Source organism: Amycolatopsis sp. 505, from assembly GCF_031625235.1.
Taxonomy (GTDB): Bacteria; Actinomycetota; Actinomycetes; order Mycobacteriales; family Pseudonocardiaceae; genus Amycolatopsis.
Genome location: NZ_JACKQP010000002.1, coordinates 180,362 through 197,109, shown reverse-complemented (window position 1 = coordinate 197,109; position 16,748 = coordinate 180,362). Strand labels below are relative to the sequence as shown.

Sequence of the window (16,748 nt, the reverse complement as noted above, 5' to 3'; positions counted from 1 at the left end):
CGGGTAGCGAAACCAAGCGTTCGATCCAGACCACTGCTACCCGGGAGACGGCCGCACCGCCGTCCGCGTCGCCTCCATCCTCTCCCCAGCGCGGCAGCATGTTCGCCTCGCTGCGCGTCCGCAACTACCGGCTGTTCTTCACCGGCCAGGTCATCTCGAACATCGGCACCTGGATGCAGCGCATCGCCCAGGACTGGCTGGTGTTCACCCTCAGCGGCAACAACCCGATCGCCCTCGGTGTCGCAGTCGCGCTTCAGTTCACGCCCACGTTGTTCCTTTCGCTCTGGGCCGGCGTCCTCGCCGACCGCGTCGACAAGCGGCGGCTGCTCACCTGGATCCAGGTGGCAGCGTGTTCGCAGGCCGCGATCCTCGGCGTGCTCGACCTGAGCGGGATCGCCGCGCTGTGGCACGTCTACGTCCTGTGCTTCACGCTCGGCGTGACGGCCGCGCTGGAAGTGCCGACGCGGCAGTCGTTCGTCGCCGAGATGGTGGGCCGCGACCAGGTGGCCAACGCCGTCGCGCTGAACTCGTCGATCTTCAACATGGCGCGGATCGTCGGCCCGGCGATCGCCGGGTTCGCGATCACCTGGATCGGCACCGGCTGGCTGTTCATCGCGAACGCGCTGAGCACGGTCGCGGTGATCACCGGGCTGGTCCTGATGAACCCGGACAAGCTGTTCCGCGTCGCGGCGGTGCCGCGCGAGAAGGGCCAGCTCGCCGAGGGCCTGCGCTACGTGCGGCGGCGGCCGGATCTGGTGACGGTGATGGTGCTGGTGCTGTTCGTCAGCACGTTCGGCATCACGTACTTCAGCTCGCTCCCGATCGTCGCGGCGAACGTGTTCCACACCGCCGCCGACGGCTACGGCCTCCTCTCGACGCTGGTCGCGGTCGGCACGTTCACCGGCGCGCTGATGTCCGCCCGCCGCGGCACCAAGGGGCGGCCGCGGGTGCGGCTGATGCTCGTGTCGGCGTTCTTCCTGGGCGTGTTCGAGCTGCTCACCGCGTTCATGCCGACGTACCTGACGTTCGGCCTCGGCCTGATCCCGCTCGGCTTCGCCACAATGACCTTCCTCAACACGGCGAACGCCCTGGTGCAGACGTCCGTCAGCCCGGAGATGCGGGGCCGCGTGATGGGGCTGTACGTGCTCGTGCTGATCGGGGGGAACCCGATCGGCGGGCCGATGGTGGGGTGGATGGCCCAGGAGTTCGGCGGGCGGTCTCCGTTCTACATCGGTGGGGCGGTCTCGGCCGTGGCCGCGGTGGTGTGCGCGGTGGTGCTGATCCGGCGGGGCGGGATTTCCTGGCCGGTGAAGCGCGGCCTGGGGCTGCGGGTGCTCAAGCGGGCCAAGGTCTGACGGAACGTATCGGTTGGTATCCATGGCGTGACCGTAGCCGCGACCACCGACAAAAAACCGGGGCTCCTAGCCATGAGTGTCACCCGGAAGAGTGAGATCCGAGTCTCCGCCGCCGACCTCTTGCCCGCGGAGATGAGGTTAGGCTAACCTCATACATGTCCGCTTCGTGGTGGGAGCGGCAGTCAGTTCGGGAACGGACGGAGCCCCGGCCCTGGGAAAACCCCAGGCCGGGGCTTCGTTCACCTCAGCGCAGTGTCGGGCTGGGGCACGTCACCCGTCAAGGGACTCCCGCCCGGTGGTACCGGCAAGCGCGTCAGCGTCATCCCGAAGTACACGCGATACGCCAGGTGGACCGCCTCGGGAGACGGCAGGCGAACCTCGTTCCGGACGCCGTCCACCGTCTCGATCAGCTTGTCGCCCGACAGTGTGACGCGGCCCTGGGACGTCGGGCGGGAGCACGTCAGCGACTGCGTGAAGTGGGACTCGGGGGACGTCGTCTGCCACCACGCCATCGGGATGAAGTCGGCCAGCGGGCGCGGGCGGCGCTCCAGGCGGTACTGCGGCTTGCCGTCCAGCAGGATGTCGACGTCGCCGTGCGGGGCGTCCAGGATCAGGAACTCGCCGTCCGGGTCGAGCTGGGCGTCCACGGCGGACAGGCGCAGCGGGTGCCGGGCGAAGCGGCCGAAACCGACGTCCACCAGCCACTCCTCGGCGTCCAGGGAGACGACGATCGCCGCGTGGTCCAGCGGTGGGCCGACTGTGCCGTCGGGGCGGAAGACCTGGGCCGCGCGCAGCGAAGCGTCGTAGCCCAGCTCGCGCAGCAGGGCCGCGAACAGGCCGTTCAGCTCGTAGCAGAATCCGCCTCGCCGGCGGCCGACGATCTTGGCGAACAGCGCCTCCTCGTCGAGGACGACCGGCTCGCCGAGGTGGCTGCTCAGGTTTTCGAACGGCACCGCGGCCAGGTGGCGTTCCTGCAGGTGGCGCAGCGTCGCGAGGTCGGGCGCCGCCGCCGGGCGGGCGACGCCGAGGCGGGCCAGGTACGCGTCGATGTCCATGGCGCCCACTCAAACACCTCGACCGCGCTCGAGGTCAAGGCGTTTTCACCCGGCGCGAAAACGGGGCCCTCCCGGAAGGGAGAGCCCCGTTCGACGCGGAAGAACTCAGCCGAGCAGCAGGCCGTTGCCGCCCGCGACGGCGTTGTCGAAGCGCTTGCTGATCTCGGCCCAGTTGAAGATGTTCCACAGGGCCTTGACGTAGTCCGGCTTCACGTTCTTGTAGTCCAGGTAAAACGCGTGCTCCCAGACGTCGACCAGCAGGATCGGCACGGTCGGCAGGATCAGGTTGTTGTGGTGGTCGCGCAGCTGCTGGGTGATCAGCGTCTTGCCGATCGGGTCCCAGGACAGCGCGCCCCAGCCGTTGCCCTGGATCGTGGTCGAAACGGCGGTGAACTGCGCCTTGAACTTGTCGAAGGAGCCGAACGCCTCGTCGATCGCCGCGGCGAGCTCGCCGGTCGGCTTGTCGCCGCCTTCCGGCGACAGGATCTTCCACCACACGACGTGGTTGGCGTGACCGGCCAGGTTGAAGGCCAGCGTGGTCTCCAGGCCGACGATCGAGCCGAAGTCGTTCGCTTCGCGGGCGGCTTCGAGCTTGTCGAGCGTGTCGTTCGCGCCCTTGACGTAGGTCGCGTGGTGCTTGCTGTGGTGCAGCTCGTTGATCTCGCCGGAGATGTGGGGCGCGAGGGCGCCGTAGTCGTAGTCGAGATCGGGGAGCTCGTAGCGGGCCATTGGCCCTCCTTCTGTCTTCGACACAAGTTTCCGGTACCGAACCTAGTAGCACAGGCCCCCTCGCGGCGAGCGGGGGCGCGTGGCCGTCACAGCTTGGGACGGCGGTTCGTAGGTGGCGTACCCCGGAGGTGCACCACCCGAAACCGAGCCTGCAACTTGGACTTAAGTGGAGGTCAACGGCCTGTGAGATCAGGCACGGAACTCGTCGAGGCGCAGCGCCAGCTCGTCGAAGACGGCGACGTTGCACTCGAAGGCCACCAGCGTCTCGTCGATCACGCGGGCGCGCTCGGCCTCGTCCCAGGGCGCGTTGTCCAGCTTCGCCCGGTACTGGTCCCGGAAGCGGGGGGCGCTGCCGATGCGGTCGAAGTGGTAGAACAACGCGCCCGCCTCGGCGACGTCGTAGTTCTTCTCGAGCGTCCGCCGGATGACCTGGCCGCCGGCGATGTCGCCGAGGTAGCGCGTGTAGTGGTGGGCGACGTACCCGCCGGCCCACGCCGACGCTTCGCGGATCCGGTCGGCGTACGCCCGGGTGGAGGCGAGCGGCGAGATCGTCGCGCGCCAGTCCGGGCCGACCAGGTGGGCGAGGTCGCGTTCGAGGAGCGGGAGGCGCCGCAGCTCGTCGAAGACGAACTCGCCGCCGACGGGGTCGCCGGCCATCGCGTCGCTCGCGGCCTCGATCGCGCCGTAGATGACGTAATACTGGATCGCCAGCTGGGTGTAGCCGTCGCGGGTCAGCTCCCCGCCGAGCAGGGCGCGCATGTACGCGGAGTAGTTCGCCCGGTCGTGGACTTCGAGGGTCGACGCGCGCAAGGTCGCCGAGAAGGGGCGGGCGTCCGTGGTCACCGACATGGGCAGGCCTCCCGGCGATCGATCTGACACGCTGTCAGAAAGATCGTAGGGCATGAATCGGACTTAGGCCACCCTAAACTCTCGCGCCCACCGCCCGCAGGACGAACCGCACCGCCGCTTCGACGACGTCCTCCAGCTGGTCGGCGGGCCCGTCGACCAGGGTCCGGTTGCCCAGCGCGGCGGTGATCATCGGGATCAGGACGTCCGGGTCCTCGGCCGGCCAGCGGCCCAGGTCGACGCCGCCGGCGAGGATCGCGCGGAGGCGGTCGGTGATCGGGTCGGCGTGCGCGCTGATCCGCCGGTACGCCGCCGGCGCCAGTGCCGACGCGAGGGCCGTTCCCGGTGGCATGTGGTACTCGGCCAGCACACGCAGCTGCAGCCGGACGAACGTCGCCAGCTGGTCGACCGGGTCGGCCTGGGCCTCGACGGCTTCGGTCAGCCGCGTGACGTACTGGGCCGCTTCGTCCTCGACGAAGGCGACGAGCAGGCTCTCCTTGTCGGGGAAGTGGTTGTACAGCGCCGTCCGGCCCACCCCGGCCGCCGAGGCGACGCCGGCCAGCGTGATCGCGTCGAAGCCGCGCTCGTAGAGCTGCGCGCGCAGCACTTCGAAGACCCGGGACCGCACCTCACGCCGGTGCGCCTCCAGCGACTCACCGAGAATTTTCGGCATCCGCCCAGGCTAGCGTCAATCGGCCACCGGCCACGTGTGAACCGGTTCGCCCGCCTCGGACAGTTCCAGGTAGCGCCCCAGCATCAGGCTCAGCGCCGCCTCGCGGTCGAGGCCGCGTTCCTGCGCGCGCAGGACGTAGTCGCGCTGCCAGGTCGCGCCCGTCCGCCGCGCCAGGCAGCGGCGCTCGATGATCCCGAGGTAGCGCTCGCGGGCTTCGTCGGAGACGTCGGAGCGGCGCAGGCCCTCGTGGGCGAGCGGCAGCAGCACGCGCAGCGCCAGCTCGTCCGGCGGGATCCAGCCGATGCCCGGCCAGTACAGCTGCCCGTCGAAGCCGCGCCGCGCGCCCGCGTAGAGGTTTTCCTCGGCGGCCTGGAACGACATCTGGCTCCACACCGGGCGTTCCGCCTCGGCCAGCGCGCGCTGGGCGCCGTAGAAGAAGGCCGCGTTCGCCACCGTGTCGACCACCGTCGGCCCGGCCGGCAGCACCCGGTTCTCGATCCGCAGGTGCGGCAGGCCGTCGACGACGTCGTACACCGGGCGGTTCCAGCGCCAGATCGTCCCGTTGTGCATGCGCAGCTCGGTGAGCTTCGGCGCCTGGCCCGCGTCGAGCGCCTCGATCGGGTCTTCGGCGTCGGTTTCCGGGAGCAGGCCGGGGAAGTAGCGGACGTTCTCCTCGAACAGGTCGAAGATCGACGTGATCCAGCGCTCGCCGAACCACACCCGCGGCCGCACGCCCTGGTTCTTCAGTTCTTCGGGCCGGGTGTCGGTCGCCTGCAGGAACAGCGGGATCCGCGTCTCGTGCCACAGCGCCTTGCCGAGCAGGAACGGGGAATTCGACGCGAGCGCGATCTGCAGCCCGGCCAGGCACTGCGCCGCGTTCCAGTGCGCGGCGAACTCCTCGGGCGCGACCTGCAGGTGCAGCTGCACGCTGGTGCACGCGGCCTCCGGCAGGATCGACTCGGCATAGCTGCGCAGGCGTTCGGGCTGCTGGCCCGGCAGCGGCGCGCCCTCCATGGCGAGCACCGTGCGTTCTCCGCGCGCGGCGAAGATCTGGTCGTTCAGCGTCGCGTAGCGGGCCTTGTTGGTCAGCCACTTCTGGTCGAAGTGCTCGTGCTTCAACGTCGGCAGGATGCCGATCATGGCCAGCGACGAGCCGGTGTCACGCGCCTTCGTCGCCGCGGTGTCGAGGTACGCGCGCAGGTCGTCTTCCAGCTGGAGCGCGGAATCGCCCGCCAGCGGCCGCGGCGGGACGTTCAGCTCGATGTTGTGCTGGCCCAGCTCGGTGGTGAACGACGGGTCGTCGAGCGCCTCCAGCACCGCGGTGTTCGTCATCGACGGCCGCATTTCCCGGTCGACGAGGTTCAGCTCGACTTCGAGGCCGATGTTCTTGCGGGGGAACGAAAAGCTGCCGTCGGTGAGCATCCGGGCCAGCGTGTCGAGGCAGCGCTGCACCTTCCGGCGGTACCTTCCTCGGTCCAGCGTGTTGAACGACTGAGCCTCGAGGTCCATCCCCATGACCATCCCTGCTTCGTGTCGGCGTGGACTAGGACGTGTTTCAGGCCCCGGCGGACAACCGTTACACAGGCGATGCACCCGGGCTAGCGGCCAAACTGGTGCAGTCCGTCACGGTCGGTTAACCCACAGCAAATTGAGCCCGTTCGTACCACGGCGCGGTCGACGTTCGGACCAGTGAAGCGCCCGGCAAGCGGGTGACAGACTGGGCGGATGGGCGTGATCCACATCGACCACTCCGGCGACCCCCGCGTCGACGATTTCCGCGACCTGTCCACTGCGGACCGTCGCCCCGACCGGCCCGGCGGGCGGGGTCTCGTCATCGCCGAAGGCACCGTCGTGGTGTCCCGGCTGCTGGCGTCCCGCTACCCGGTCCGTGCGCTGCTCGGCGTGTCGCGGCGGTTCGAAGAACTGGCCGATGACCTGGCCGGGCTCGACGTGCCGCAGTACGTGGCCTCCGCGGAAACCATGGCCGACGTGGTCGGGTTCCACCTCAACCGCGGGATCCTCGCCGTCGCCGACCGGCCCGCGTCGCTGACCGTGCCGGAGGTCGTCGGCGGCACCGGCCCGATCGCCGTGTTGGAAGGCGTCGGCGACCACGAAAACCTCGGCGCGCTCTTCCGCAACGCGGCCGCGCTCGGCGTCGGCGGGGTGCTGCTGGGCCCCGGCTGTTCCGATCCGCTGTACCGGCGCAGCGTGCGCGTGTCGATGGGCCACGTCCTGCGCGTGCCGTTCGGGCACCTGACGGACTGGCCGGGCGGGCTCGACGACCTGCGGGCGCGCGGGTTCGCCGTCGCGGCGTTCACCCCGCGGCCGGGTTCGATCCCGCTGCCCGCGCTGCGGGAGCACGCGCCCGGGCGGGTGGCGCTGCTCTTCGGCGCCGAAGGTCCCGGGCTGACCGAAACGGCGCTCGCGGCGGCTGATCATGCCGTCCGGATACCCATGCCGGCCGGAGTCGATTCACTGAACATCGCGACGGCCGCCGCCGTCGCCTTCTACGAACTGGCCAGGGGCGGCTAAAGTGCTGGTCTCCGAGGCGGGAAGGGGCACCATGGAGCTGCGGATCCGCGGCGAACGCGCCGTGCTGGCCGGCCCGGGCGGGGAGCACGCGCGCGAGGTGGACCCGCACAAGCTCGCGATCGGCGCCGACCTGGCGCGGGCCCTGCACGAGTGGGCGCGCGTGGCTTCCGCGGTCACCGCCGATCCCGGGGTGGAGGCGGGTGCGGTGGTTTCGCAACGCGGCCGCCAGCTGGCCACCCGGCTCGCTTCGGTGATGGGCACGACCGTGCGGTTCGTGGATCCGGTGACCGGTGAAGACACGGTCGTCGAGCCGCCCGCGCCGCCCACCGAACCCGGCTACCGGTTCGTCCGCGCGGTGCTCGGCCCGCCCGGCCCGCCGGGCGAGCCGACGCCCTGGCTGACCGGCCTGACCGTCTCGGCGTTCATCGCGGCCGTGGTCGTGGTCGCCATGCTGGCGCTCGCCTCGACGCTGGTCCGCGAAACCAGCGGCTGGGTCGCGCTGGGGGCGTCGGTGATCGTGACGGCCGGGATCGCGCCGTCGCTGTGGCTGATCCGCCGCACGCCGATCCTGCGCTGGGCCGCCTACGGCGCGGCCGGCGGGGTCGTGATCGCGTGGTTCGGCGTGCTGGTGATCGCCTTCTAGCGGAACCTGGCGTAGGTCAGGCGGAGGCCCTGCGCGGTGGTCGCCGCGTAGCCGCGGAAGGCATAGCCGTGGAACGCGGCGATCTGCCGGGTCAGCTCGGGGGAGACGCCGAACTGCCCGGAGAAGAACGACACGCTGACGCTGCCGTCGAATTCCTGCGCGAGCCAGCCGACGCGCGCGGAGCGGGGGAAGGCCCGGAGCACCCACAGCAGCGGGGGCGCTCCCACCACGGTGAGGGCGAGGCCGATCTGGGCGAGGCGCTCCTCGCCGTTCAGCGCGGCCGTGAAGATGCCGCCGCCCAGGCACACCACGGCCCAGGCCAGTGCGGCGAGGTAACCGGCCTGCGACATCCGCATCTTCGCCGCGCGGACCGGCGACCCGCGGCGCAGCAGGAGGATCCGATCGGTGCCGTCGACGAAGTCGGCGGCGGGGAGCAGGCCCTCGTCGTGCGCGATCTCGGCGACACGGGCCGGCGACAGCTGTGCGTGCCGGACGCTCACCCATAGCTCGTCGCGGCCTTCGAGGTGGTTGCGCAGCCACTGTTCCCGGCCCGGTGCCCCGGCCGGCACCCGGTAGGACGGCGCGGCCGACGGCGCCGGCGTGCCGAAAACCAGGCCACGACGGGTTTTCCGGAACAGCATGTCGCGGCCTGAGCCGTACCCGTACTGCCCGGCGTAGAAGTAGCCGTGCAGCGAGGCGACCTCGCCGAGCAGCTCGACGGACAACGACGGCGGCGGGGACACGAGCACCTGCGGGCTGCCGTCGAACGGCTCGTCCAGCCACGGCACGCGCGGCGACCGGCCGGCGACCGCGCGGATCAGGAACGGCGCCGCCACCGCGGCGATCAGGAAGACCGGGATCAGCAGGACCGGCCACGTCCGCTCGGTCGTGGTCGCGAACCAGGCGCCCGTGGCCGTCCCGGCGAGGCAGACGACCAGGGCCAGACCCTGGATCAGGCCGAGGTTGAGCCCGCGCTTCGCCGTGCGGGGCCGCAGTTCCTCGTCGGGCAGCCCGGTGCGCCGCAGCAGCAGGAGCCGGTCGGTGCTGTCGGCGACCTCGGCGACCACGGTCATCCCGGCGGCCGCCGCGGCCTTGCCGATGTCGTCGCGGCCGAGGCGCAGCCTGCGCGAACCGGCCCAGAACTGGTCCTCCCCGTCGAGCAGCTTCGCGAGCCGCCGGCGGTCGGCGTCCGTGCCCGGGCCGTGGTCGAACGGCGGCGCGAAGAGCCCGGGCGCGAACTCGAACCGCAGGGATTCCGGCTGCGCGGGCGCGATTTCCCGGTACCGGCGCGAGTGCGCGGCCTGCCGGACGGCCGTCGGGTCCAGACCCCACTGCGCCGGCACCACGTCGACCACCGGAACGCCGCTGAACGCGCGGTGTCTGAGCTCGCCGAAGCGGACGAGCCAGGCTTGCTGGTCACGCTGCATGATCGGTTCCTCCCCCTCAGTGATATCGTAGCCTGACGGGATGGAGCAGCTGGACGTTTTGCGGGGGTTGTGCCTGGCGCTGCCGGAGACGACGGAACGGCTCAGCCACGGCGAGCCGACGTGGTTCGTGCGCGGCAAGAAGACGTTCGTGATGTTCGCCGACCACCACCACGACGACGTGCTCGCCTTCTGGTGCCCGGCGCCGCCCGGGGTGCAGGAGGAACTGGTGCGCACCGAGCCGCAGCGGTTCTTCCGGCCGCCGTACGTCGGCCACCGCGGGTGGCTGGGGGTGCGGCTGGACGTCGACGTCGACTGGGCGGAGGTCGACCGGATCGTGCGCGAGGCCTACCGGCTGGTGGCGCCGAAGACGCTCGCGGCGCGGGTGGTCTAGCCGCGCTGCGAGCGGACCCCGAGCAGCACGTCCTCCCAGGACGGCACGATCGGGTGGTTCTTCTTGGCCTTCGGCCGGGGCTCCGGCACCGCGGCGTCCTCGTCCGGGTCCACCGGGACGCGCGGGATCTCGCGGGTGTCGTCGTCCGGGTCCGGCTCGGCCGACGGCAGCTGCGCGCGCTCCGGCTCCACCGAATCCAGCGTCGGCTGGAACTCCGTCTCGCGGGCCGGCTCGAGGGCGCGGACCGTGCGCGGCGCGCGGTAGGCGTTCGGGTCCAGCAGGACCTCGGCGTTCTCGTCGAGCGCCGTCACCGTGCCGCCGTGCGCCCCCGGCGAGAACGCCCAGTGCGCGCGGTTGTCCGAGCGCCCGGCCTTCCAGCTGAGCACGACGACCCAGCGGCCGTCGTCGCCCTTCCAGGAGTCCCAGGTGGCGCGTGAGTAGTCGTGGCCGCGGACGCCGAAGCTGTGCGCGACGACCTCGCCGAGCGTCTGCACGTCGGGGCCGTCTTCGCGGACCGGGTGGGCGCTCTGCGCCAGCTCGGCGGTCCGGGACCGCTCGAGCAGGACGGGGTAGGCGTAGCGCTCGACGCGCTGCGTCGAGACACCGGCGCTCGCGGCGACCTGCTCGACGGACTCGCCGGCCCGGATGCGCTGCTGGATCTCGCGTGGCCGCATCTGGCTCTCCAACTCGATTTCGATCTGGCCGAGGCGGGTGATGTCACCCCGCGCCGCCGCGCGCAGTCGCTCATCAGCCGGGAGCAGGAAACGAGTACGGCTCGCCGGGTCTTCGAGCACGATGGACTTGCCGTCCTCGTGCAGTCCGACCACTCGCAGCGCCCGCATTGTTCTCGCCTCCCCGATCTTCTTCACCGTTGTGGGTGCCCACGTTAGAACGGCGCGTCGGCTTGACGTGCGAGGCGCGCCGAGTCCGCACCGAACTGCCCACTGTTCACTTTGTGTCCTCCGCATCCTCGCTCAGCCAGGTCAGCGGCAACAGGGTGACACGCCGGACACGCAAAGTCACGATCGAGTGGATCAAGAAGGCGGCGCGGCGGCAGGGCCAGGGGTAGGGGCCGGGGCGGCGCGTGTGTCGCGAATGACTCATTCGAGGCGTCGGAGGTCCCCAATGAGTCATTCGCGGCGTTCGGGGGCCGGGTTGGCGGGGCGGGTCCGTCAAGAAGGCGGCAGCCGGACCGTCACCACGAGCCCGCCACGCCGGCCGGGCTGGGCTTCGGCGTAGCCGCCGTGGGCCTGGGCCACCGAGCGGACGATCGACAACCCGAGCCCCGCGTTGCGCGTGTCGCCCGTCCGCTCCGCGCCGCCCAGCCGCCGGAACGGCTCGAACAGCGTCGGCACCGCCTCGGGCGGCACCACCGGCCCCGAGTTCCGCACCTCCAGGGCCGGATCACCGCGCACCTCGACGTACACCCAGCCGGCGGGGGCGTTGTACGTGATCGCGTTGACCACCAGGTTCGTCACCAGCCGCTCGAGCAGCACCGGGTCGCCCGCCACCACCCGCGGTCGCAGGCGGGTCTCCACCGTCACCCCGGCCGCCTCGGCCTGGGCCGAAGTCGCCCGGACGACCGACGCGGCGACCTCGTCGAGGCGCACCGGCGTGCGCGCGTGCAGCCCGCGGTCGCTGCGGGCCAGGATCAGCAGCCCCTCGATCATCCGTTCGCTGCGCTCGTTGGTGTGCAGCAGGTGCGTGCCGAGCTTCTTCAGCTCCGGCGGGACGTCGGGGTCGGCCATCGCCACCTCGATCAGCGTCCGCTGCACCGCCAGGGGCGTTCGGAGCTCGTGGGACGCGTTCGCGACGAACCGCTTCTGGCTGTCGAACGACTCCGCGAGCCGGTCGAGCATGCCGTCGAAGGTGTCCGCCAGCTCCTTCAGCTCGTCCGGCGGCCCTTCGAGGTTGATCCGCCGGTCGAGCTTGCCGGCCTCCAGGCGGCGCGCGGCCGTCGTGATGTCGTGCAGCGGCCGCAGCGCGCGGCCCGCCATCAGCCAGCCGAACAGCACCGCCAGCGCGGCCGTGGCCACCAGCGCGATCGCCGAACCGACCAGCAGCGTCGACAGCGTCGAGGAGCGGTATTCGTCGAGCGAGCCGCTGAGCAGCTGCACCGCGGCACCCGGGGACGGGATGGCCGTGCGGGCCGCGACGCCGAAGGTCACGTCGGCCGAGCCGACCGTCGTCAAGGCGGCCCGGGTGGGGTCCGGCAGCGTGCTCCGCACCAGCAGGTAGTTGATGACGACCAGGACCACCCCGGCGACCAGGAAGAGCCCGCCGTACCAGGCCGTCAGCTTCGTCCGGACGGACAGGCCGTTCACGGCGCGCCGAACCGGTAGCCGGCACCCGGCACGGTCTCGATCACCGGCGGGTCGCCGAGCTTGCGCCGCAACGTCATCACCGCGACGCGCACCGCGTTGGTGAACGGGTCCGCGTGCTCGTCCCAGGCCTTTTCCAGCAGTTCCTCGGCGCTGACCACCGTGCCCTCGGCCCGCATGAGCACCTCCAGCACGGCGAACTCCTTCGGCGAGAGCAGCAGGAACCGGCCGTCGCGCGCGGCCTGGTGGCGCGGCAGGTCGAGCACGACGCCGTCGCGTTCCAGCACCGGCGGCAACGCCGGTCGCGCGCGCCGCGACAGCGCCTGCACCCGGGCGACCAGCTCGGCGAACGCGAACGGCTTCGTCAGGTAGTCGTCGGCGCCGAGGCCGAGGCCGGCGACCCGGTCGGTGACGTCGGCGGCCGCGGTCAGCATCAGCACCCGCGCCTCGCCGCCCGCGCGGACCACCGCCGCGCAGACGTCGTCGCCGTGCACCTTCGGCAGGTCGCGGTCGAGGACGACGACGTCGTAGCCGTGCACGCCGACGCGTTCCATCGCCTGCTCGCCGTCGTAACAGACGTCGACGGCCATCGAAAAGCGCCGCAACCCCTCCGCGACCGAGTCGGCCAGCAACCGCTCGTCCTCCACCACCAGCACCCGCACCGGCCCAGTCTGCGCAGGGAGGCCATAAGGACCGCATAAGCGACGTCGCTTAGCGCGCCCGAATCCCCCGATCCGTAGACCTGACCCCACCGGACGAAAGGAAGCGAGCCATGCGGACACGGATCGTCGTCGCGGCGCTGGGGACAGCCCTGCTGCTCGGCGGCTGCGGGGCGAAGCCCGACGACGGGTCGAAGGTCGCCTCGATCTCGACGCCGCCGAAGACGGGCGGGCCCACCGCGGCCGACAACAGCGGCAAGAGCGACGAAGACAAGATGCGCGACTTCGCCAAGTGCATGCGCGAGCACGGCATCGACATGCCCGACCCGAAGCCCGCGGGTGAGGGCGGGGGTATGGCGATCACCCTCGGCGGCGACGGCGTCGACTCCTCGAAGCTCGAGGCCGCGCAGAAGGCGTGCAAGCACCTGATGCCCAACGGCGGCGAGATGAAGCCGCCGAGCGCCGAAGAGCTCGACAAGATGCGCAAGGACGCCAAGTGCATGCGCGAGCACGGCATCGACATGCCGGACCCCGATCCCAGCGGCAAGGGCGGGATGCGGATCGGCGGGCCGGGCGACGACCCGAAGAAGTTCGAAGAGGCCGCCAAGGCGTGCGGGCTCGGCATGAGCATCAGCTCGAGGGCGGGCAAGTGAACGAAGTGACGCACCTGAAGCCGCGCCGCCGCGGCCGGACGCGGTGGTTCATCGCCGGCGCCGTCCTCGTCGTGGTCCTGGGCACCAGCTCGGTCGTGATCCTGACGCGCGTGTCGAGCGCGACGCCGGTCAAGGAGGCCGCACCGCCCGCTGTCGAAACCGCAGAGGTGGTCAAGACCGACCTGAGCGAGGAAGAGGAGGCCGACGGCACCCTCGGCTACGGCGACGAATCCGTCGTCGCGGGCCGCAAGCCGGGCACGATCACGTCGCTGCCGGACGCGGGCGTCACCCTGACCCGCTGCAAAGCGGTGTACGGCGTGGACGCGAAGCCGGTACCGCTGTTCTACGGCACGCTGCCGTTCTACCGCGACCTCGCCGCGGGCGTGGACGACGGCGCCGACGTCGAGCAGCTCGAGGAGAACCTCAAGGCGTGCGGCTTCGGCGGCTTCGGCACGCCGGACAAGAAGTTCACGTCGGCGACCGCGGCCGCGCTGAAGAAGTGGCAGAAGTCCCTCGGCCTGGAGCAGACCGGCACGTTCGGGCAGGGCGACGTCGTGCTGGCGGCGGGCGAAGTCCGCGTGTCGGCGCTGGCGGCGAAGCCCGGCTCGCCGGCCCAGGGCGAGGTGCTCAAGACGACGGGCACCGTCCGGTCGGTGCAGGTGAAGCTCGACGCGGCGAAGCAGAGCCTCGCCCAGCAGGGCGCGAAGGCCTCCGTGACGATCAACGGGAAGACGACGCCGGGCACGATCACCGACGTCGGGCGGACGGCGGTCGAGGGCAAGGACCAGGCGGGCCAGGACGACGGCAAGCCCAAGATCACCGTGACGGTCCGGCTCGACGACCCGGCCGCGGCCGGCACGCTCGACTCCTCGCCGGCGACCGTCCGGTTCACCAAGGACGTCCGGCGGGGCGTGCTCGCGGTCCCGGTCGGCGCGCTGCTCGCGCTCGCCGAAGGCGGGTACGCGGTCGAGGTCGACGAAAACGGCCGGCGGCGGCTGATCGGTGTCCAAACGGGACTGTTCAGTGGCGGGAAAGTCGAGGTCACCGGCACCGGCCTGGCCGCGGGCCTGCGGGTGGTGACGACGTCGTGACGCCCGTGCTGCGCGTGCACGAGGTCACGCGCACCTACCCCGGCGGCGTCGCCGCGCTCGACGGCGTCTCGCTCGCGCTGGAAGACGGCGAGATGGTGGCGATCGTCGGGCCGTCCGGATCCGGCAAGTCCACCCTGCTGCACCTGATGGGCACGCTCGACCGGCCGTCGGCGGGCCGGGTGGAGCTGCGCGGCCACGACGTCGCCGCGCTGCCCGACCGCAAGGTCTCCGCGCTGCGCTCGCGCTGGATCGGGTTCGTGTTCCAGCAGTTCTTCCTCGACGAAGGGATGAGTGCGGTGGACAACGTGGGCACCGGCCTGCTCTACGCCGGGGTGCCGCGCCGGCGGCGGCGCGCGCGGGCCCTGGCGGCGCTCGACCGCGTCAAGCTGGGACACCGGGCGTGGCACCGGCCCGGCGAGCTCTCCGGCGGCGAACGCCAGCGCGTCGCGATCGCCAGGGCGGTGGTCAACGACCCGGCGATCCTGCTGGCCGACGAACCGACCGGCAACCTCGACACCGGCACCGGCGCGTCCGTGCTCTCGCTGCTCGGGGAGCTGTCGGCGGAGGGCACCACGATCGTCGTGATCACCCACGACCGCGAGATCGCGGCGGGCATGCCGCGCCGCATCGAGCTGCTCGACGGCCGGCTGCGGCTGGACACCGGCCTGGTGGGTGCGCGATGACGCTGGTGACGTTGCCGGAGCCGGCCCGGCTCAAGCCGCCGGACGTCGTCGCGCTGGGGGCGCACGGCATGCGCACGCGGCCGGTGCGGGCGGTGCTGTCGGCGCTGGGCATCGCGATCGGCGTCGCCGCGATGGTGGCGGTGCTGGCGATCCCGGCGTCGGGGGCGCAGGCGTTGCACGACCGGCTGTCGGCGCTCGGCCCGAACCTGCTGACGGCGGGGCCGGGCCAGACGCTGTTCGGAGCCAACGCGACCCTGCCGGACGACGCGGTCGCGATGGCCCGCCGGATCGGCCCGGTCCAGGCCGCGGCGGGCACCGGGACGACGTCGGCGAGCGTCCGCCGCAGCGACAAGATCGCGCCGGACGACACGTCCGGGCTGGCGGTGTACGCGGCGCGCCCGGACCTGCTCGGCGTGCTGAACGGCAAGGTGCGCGCCGGCGCGTTCCTGGCGACGGGCGACCAGAACTACCCGGTGACGGTGCTCGGGTCCCAGGCCGCGGCCCGGCTGGGCATCGACCACATCGACCCGGCACGGCCGCCGCAGGTGCTGATCGGGACGCAGTGGTTCACGGTGGTGGGCATCCTCGCGCCGATGCCGCTGGCGCCGGAGATCGAGCGGTCGGCCCTGGTCGGCTGGGACGTCGCTAAGCGGCTCCTGGAGTTCGACGGCCATCCGTCCACTGTGTACGTCCGCGCGGCGGACTCCGCGGTGGACGAGGTCCGTTCGGTCTTGGCGGCAACGCTGAACCCCCAGGCCCCGAACCAGGTCGAGGTCCGCCGGCCATCGGACGCGCTGGCGGCGCAGAAGCTGACGGACACGACGTACAGCGCGCTGTTCCTCGGCCTCGGCGGCGTGGCCCTGCTGGTCGGCGGCGTCGGGGTGGCGAACACGATGGTGATTTCGGTGCTGGAGAGAAGACGCGAGATCGGCATGCGGCGCGCGCTCGGGGCGACGAGGCGGCAGATCCGGGGACAGTTCCTGGCGGAATCGGTGCTGTTGTCGGGCCTGGGCGGGCTGGCGGGGGTGCTGGCCGGCGTGCTGGTGACGGCGGGGTACGCGCTGAGCCAGGGGTGGCCCGCGGTGCTGCCGACGGGGGCACTGGCGGGCGGTGTCGGGGTCGCCGCGCTGGTGGGCGCGGTGGCGGGAGCGTACCCGGCGGTGCGGGCGGCTCGGCTGGCACCTACGCGGGCGCTGGCTTGAGGTGGGCCGGGTCGGTTCCGCGTTGCGGGGCCGGCCCGGCTCGCCGGCACGCGTGTTGGTGGGTGTTTGGCGGGGTCGGCCCGGCTCGGCTTGGCTCGCCGACGTAGGTGGGTGCGTTTGGCGGGCCCGGCTCGGCTTGTCGACACGCGTGTTGGTGGGTGTGTTTGGCGAGGCTGGTCCGGCTCGGCTTGGCTCGCCGACGTAGGTGGGTGCGTTTGGCCGGCTCGGCTCGGCTCGCCGGCACGCGTGTTGGTGGGTGTGTTTGGCGGGGCCGGCCCGGCTCGCCGATATGTGCTCCGGTCGCGGTGGGCTCGCCGGGCCGGCCCGGTTCCGCCGCCCGCGTGGTGGCGGGTGCCGTGAGCTGGCCGATCCCCGCTCGGCCAGGTGCGGTGGCCCTACCCGGCCAAAGGGCGCCACCCGCTGCCCGAGGTCAGCCCGCCGGGGCGCCCCCCGTTTTCGACGCTACCGGCACCCACCGACAATTCCGC

General features: G+C 71.9%; 17 protein-coding genes. 8 read left to right on the top strand and 9 right to left on the bottom strand.

The window, feature by feature from the left end; all coding sequences use genetic code 11:
• The first annotated feature begins 98 nt into the window (after positions 1-98).
• Positions 99-1,355 carry an MFS transporter gene (locus H5965_RS07895; RefSeq protein ID WP_310968692.1) on the top strand — a complete coding sequence of 419 codons (1,257 nt, stop codon included), beginning with the start codon at positions 99-101 and terminating at the stop codon, positions 1,353-1,355.
• 239 nt (positions 1,356-1,594) lie between these two features.
• On the opposite strand, the gene H5965_RS07890 is transcribed toward H5965_RS07895, so the two are convergent.
• From H5965_RS07890 to H5965_RS07870, 5 genes are all read right to left on the bottom strand, one after another.
• The gene (locus tag H5965_RS07890) at positions 1,595-2,410 is read right to left on the bottom strand and encodes an arylamine N-acetyltransferase (protein WP_310968691.1); all 816 of its coding nucleotides are present in this window, start codon (positions 2,408-2,410) and stop codon (positions 1,595-1,597) included.
• A 105-nt stretch (positions 2,411-2,515) separates the two neighbouring features.
• Positions 2,516-3,139 carry a superoxide dismutase gene (locus H5965_RS07885; RefSeq protein WP_003088226.1) on the bottom strand — a complete coding sequence of 208 codons (624 nt, stop codon included), beginning with the start codon at positions 3,137-3,139 and terminating at the stop codon, positions 2,516-2,518.
• A 189-nt stretch (positions 3,140-3,328) separates the two neighbouring features.
• Positions 3,329-3,988: a biliverdin-producing heme oxygenase gene (locus tag H5965_RS07880; RefSeq protein WP_310968690.1), complete on the bottom strand. Its 660-nt coding sequence runs from the start codon at positions 3,986-3,988 to the stop codon at positions 3,329-3,331.
• Positions 3,989-4,061: 73 nt separating this feature from the next.
• On the bottom strand, positions 4,062-4,658 hold the full coding sequence (locus H5965_RS07875; protein ID WP_310968689.1) for a TetR/AcrR family transcriptional regulator: 597 nt from the start codon (positions 4,656-4,658) through the stop codon (positions 4,062-4,064).
• A gap of 15 nt (positions 4,659-4,673) precedes the next feature.
• Positions 4,674-6,173 (bottom strand): glutamate-cysteine ligase family protein, encoded by a 1,500-nt coding sequence (locus tag H5965_RS07870; RefSeq protein ID WP_310968688.1) that lies wholly within the window; start codon positions 6,171-6,173, stop codon positions 4,674-4,676.
• Between the two features lie 210 nt (positions 6,174-6,383).
• Between H5965_RS07870 and H5965_RS07865 the strand changes: the two genes are divergently transcribed.
• Together H5965_RS07865 and H5965_RS07860 are read left to right on the top strand one after the other, a co-directional pair.
• Positions 6,384-7,190 carry an RNA methyltransferase gene (locus H5965_RS07865; RefSeq protein WP_310968687.1) on the top strand — a complete coding sequence of 269 codons (807 nt, stop codon included), beginning with the start codon at positions 6,384-6,386 and terminating at the stop codon, positions 7,188-7,190.
• Positions 7,191-7,221: 31 nt separating this feature from the next.
• Positions 7,222-7,833, top strand: coding sequence for a DUF2537 domain-containing protein (locus tag H5965_RS07860; RefSeq protein WP_310968685.1), 612 nt, complete (start codon positions 7,222-7,224; stop codon positions 7,831-7,833).
• Here H5965_RS07860 and H5965_RS07855 read toward each other — a convergent pair.
• Complete coding sequence (locus tag H5965_RS07855; protein ID WP_310968684.1) at positions 7,830-9,260, bottom strand: hypothetical protein; 1,431 nt, start codon at positions 9,258-9,260, stop codon at positions 7,830-7,832. The two genes, H5965_RS07860 and H5965_RS07855, sit on opposite strands and share 4 nt — an antisense overlap.
• Positions 9,261-9,300: 40 nt before the next feature.
• Between H5965_RS07855 and H5965_RS07850 the strand changes: the two genes are divergently transcribed.
• A complete protein-coding gene (locus H5965_RS07850) occupies positions 9,301-9,651 on the top strand; it encodes an MmcQ/YjbR family DNA-binding protein (RefSeq protein WP_310968683.1) in 351 nt (116 codons plus the stop codon).
• Here the strand turns inward: H5965_RS07850 and sepH are convergent.
• The 3 genes from sepH to H5965_RS07835 all read right to left on the bottom strand — a co-directional run bounded on the left by sepH (position 9,648) and on the right by H5965_RS07835 (position 12,634).
• Positions 9,648-10,493, bottom strand: a complete 846-nt coding sequence (sepH, locus tag H5965_RS07845; RefSeq protein ID WP_310968682.1) for a septation protein SepH — start codon at positions 10,491-10,493, stop codon at positions 9,648-9,650. The genes H5965_RS07850 and sepH overlap by 4 nt on opposite strands.
• Before the next feature lie 330 nt (positions 10,494-10,823).
• Positions 10,824-11,975 carry an ATP-binding protein gene (locus H5965_RS07840; protein WP_310968681.1) on the bottom strand — a complete coding sequence of 384 codons (1,152 nt, stop codon included), beginning with the start codon at positions 11,973-11,975 and terminating at the stop codon, positions 10,824-10,826.
• Positions 11,972-12,634 (bottom strand): response regulator transcription factor, encoded by a 663-nt coding sequence (locus tag H5965_RS07835; RefSeq protein WP_086844992.1) that lies wholly within the window; start codon positions 12,632-12,634, stop codon positions 11,972-11,974. The genes H5965_RS07840 and H5965_RS07835 overlap by 4 nt, the downstream gene beginning before the upstream one ends.
• Positions 12,635-12,744: 110 nt before the next feature.
• Here H5965_RS07835 and H5965_RS07830 point away from each other — a divergent pair, with 110 nt between their 5' ends.
• From H5965_RS07830 to H5965_RS07815, 4 genes are read left to right on the top strand one after another with little or no spacing between them, the layout of a single operon-like run.
• A complete protein-coding gene (locus tag H5965_RS07830; protein ID WP_310968680.1) occupies positions 12,745-13,284 on the top strand; it encodes a hypothetical protein in 540 nt (179 codons plus the stop codon).
• A complete protein-coding gene (locus H5965_RS07825) occupies positions 13,281-14,375 on the top strand; it encodes a peptidoglycan-binding protein (protein ID WP_310968679.1) in 1,095 nt (364 codons plus the stop codon). The genes H5965_RS07830 and H5965_RS07825 overlap by 4 nt, the downstream gene beginning before the upstream one ends.
• On the top strand, positions 14,372-15,058 hold the full coding sequence (locus tag H5965_RS07820) for an ABC transporter ATP-binding protein (RefSeq protein ID WP_310968678.1): 687 nt from the start codon (positions 14,372-14,374) through the stop codon (positions 15,056-15,058). The genes H5965_RS07825 and H5965_RS07820 overlap by 4 nt, the downstream gene beginning before the upstream one ends.
• Complete coding sequence (locus tag H5965_RS07815; RefSeq protein ID WP_310968677.1) at positions 15,055-16,260, top strand: ABC transporter permease; 1,206 nt, start codon at positions 15,055-15,057, stop codon at positions 16,258-16,260. The genes H5965_RS07820 and H5965_RS07815 overlap by 4 nt, the downstream gene beginning before the upstream one ends.
• Positions 16,261-16,748 lie beyond the last annotated feature (488 nt).

What these genes read in the sequence shown, in the direction of transcription:
- H5965_RS07895 (WP_310968692.1), top strand. Translation starts at nt 99, where the DNA reads ATGTTCGCCTCGCTGCGCGTCCGCAACTACCGGCTGTTCTTCACCGGC.
- H5965_RS07890 (WP_310968691.1), bottom strand. Translation starts at nt 2,410, where the DNA reads ATGGACATCGACGCGTACCTGGCCCGCCTCGGCGTCGCCCGCCCGGCG.
- H5965_RS07885 (WP_003088226.1), bottom strand. Translation starts at nt 3,139, where the DNA reads ATGGCCCGCTACGAGCTCCCCGATCTCGACTACGACTACGGCGCCCTC.
- H5965_RS07880 (WP_310968690.1), bottom strand. Translation starts at nt 3,988, where the DNA reads ATGTCGGTGACCACGGACGCCCGCCCCTTCTCGGCGACCTTGCGCGCG.
- H5965_RS07875 (WP_310968689.1), bottom strand. Translation starts at nt 4,658, where the DNA reads ATGCCGAAAATTCTCGGTGAGTCGCTGGAGGCGCACCGGCGTGAGGTG.
- H5965_RS07870 (WP_310968688.1), bottom strand. Translation starts at nt 6,173, where the DNA reads ATGGGGATGGACCTCGAGGCTCAGTCGTTCAACACGCTGGACCGAGGA.
- H5965_RS07865 (WP_310968687.1), top strand. Translation starts at nt 6,384, where the DNA reads ATGGGCGTGATCCACATCGACCACTCCGGCGACCCCCGCGTCGACGAT.
- H5965_RS07860 (WP_310968685.1), top strand. Translation starts at nt 7,222, where the DNA reads ATGGAGCTGCGGATCCGCGGCGAACGCGCCGTGCTGGCCGGCCCGGGC.
- H5965_RS07855 (WP_310968684.1), bottom strand. Translation starts at nt 9,260, where the DNA reads ATGCAGCGTGACCAGCAAGCCTGGCTCGTCCGCTTCGGCGAGCTCAGA.
- H5965_RS07850 (WP_310968683.1), top strand. Translation starts at nt 9,301, where the DNA reads ATGGAGCAGCTGGACGTTTTGCGGGGGTTGTGCCTGGCGCTGCCGGAG.
- sepH (WP_310968682.1), bottom strand. Translation starts at nt 10,493, where the DNA reads ATGCGGGCGCTGCGAGTGGTCGGACTGCACGAGGACGGCAAGTCCATC.
- H5965_RS07830 (WP_310968680.1), top strand. Translation starts at nt 12,745, where the DNA reads ATGCGGACACGGATCGTCGTCGCGGCGCTGGGGACAGCCCTGCTGCTC.
- H5965_RS07815 (WP_310968677.1), top strand. Translation starts at nt 15,055, where the DNA reads ATGACGCTGGTGACGTTGCCGGAGCCGGCCCGGCTCAAGCCGCCGGAC.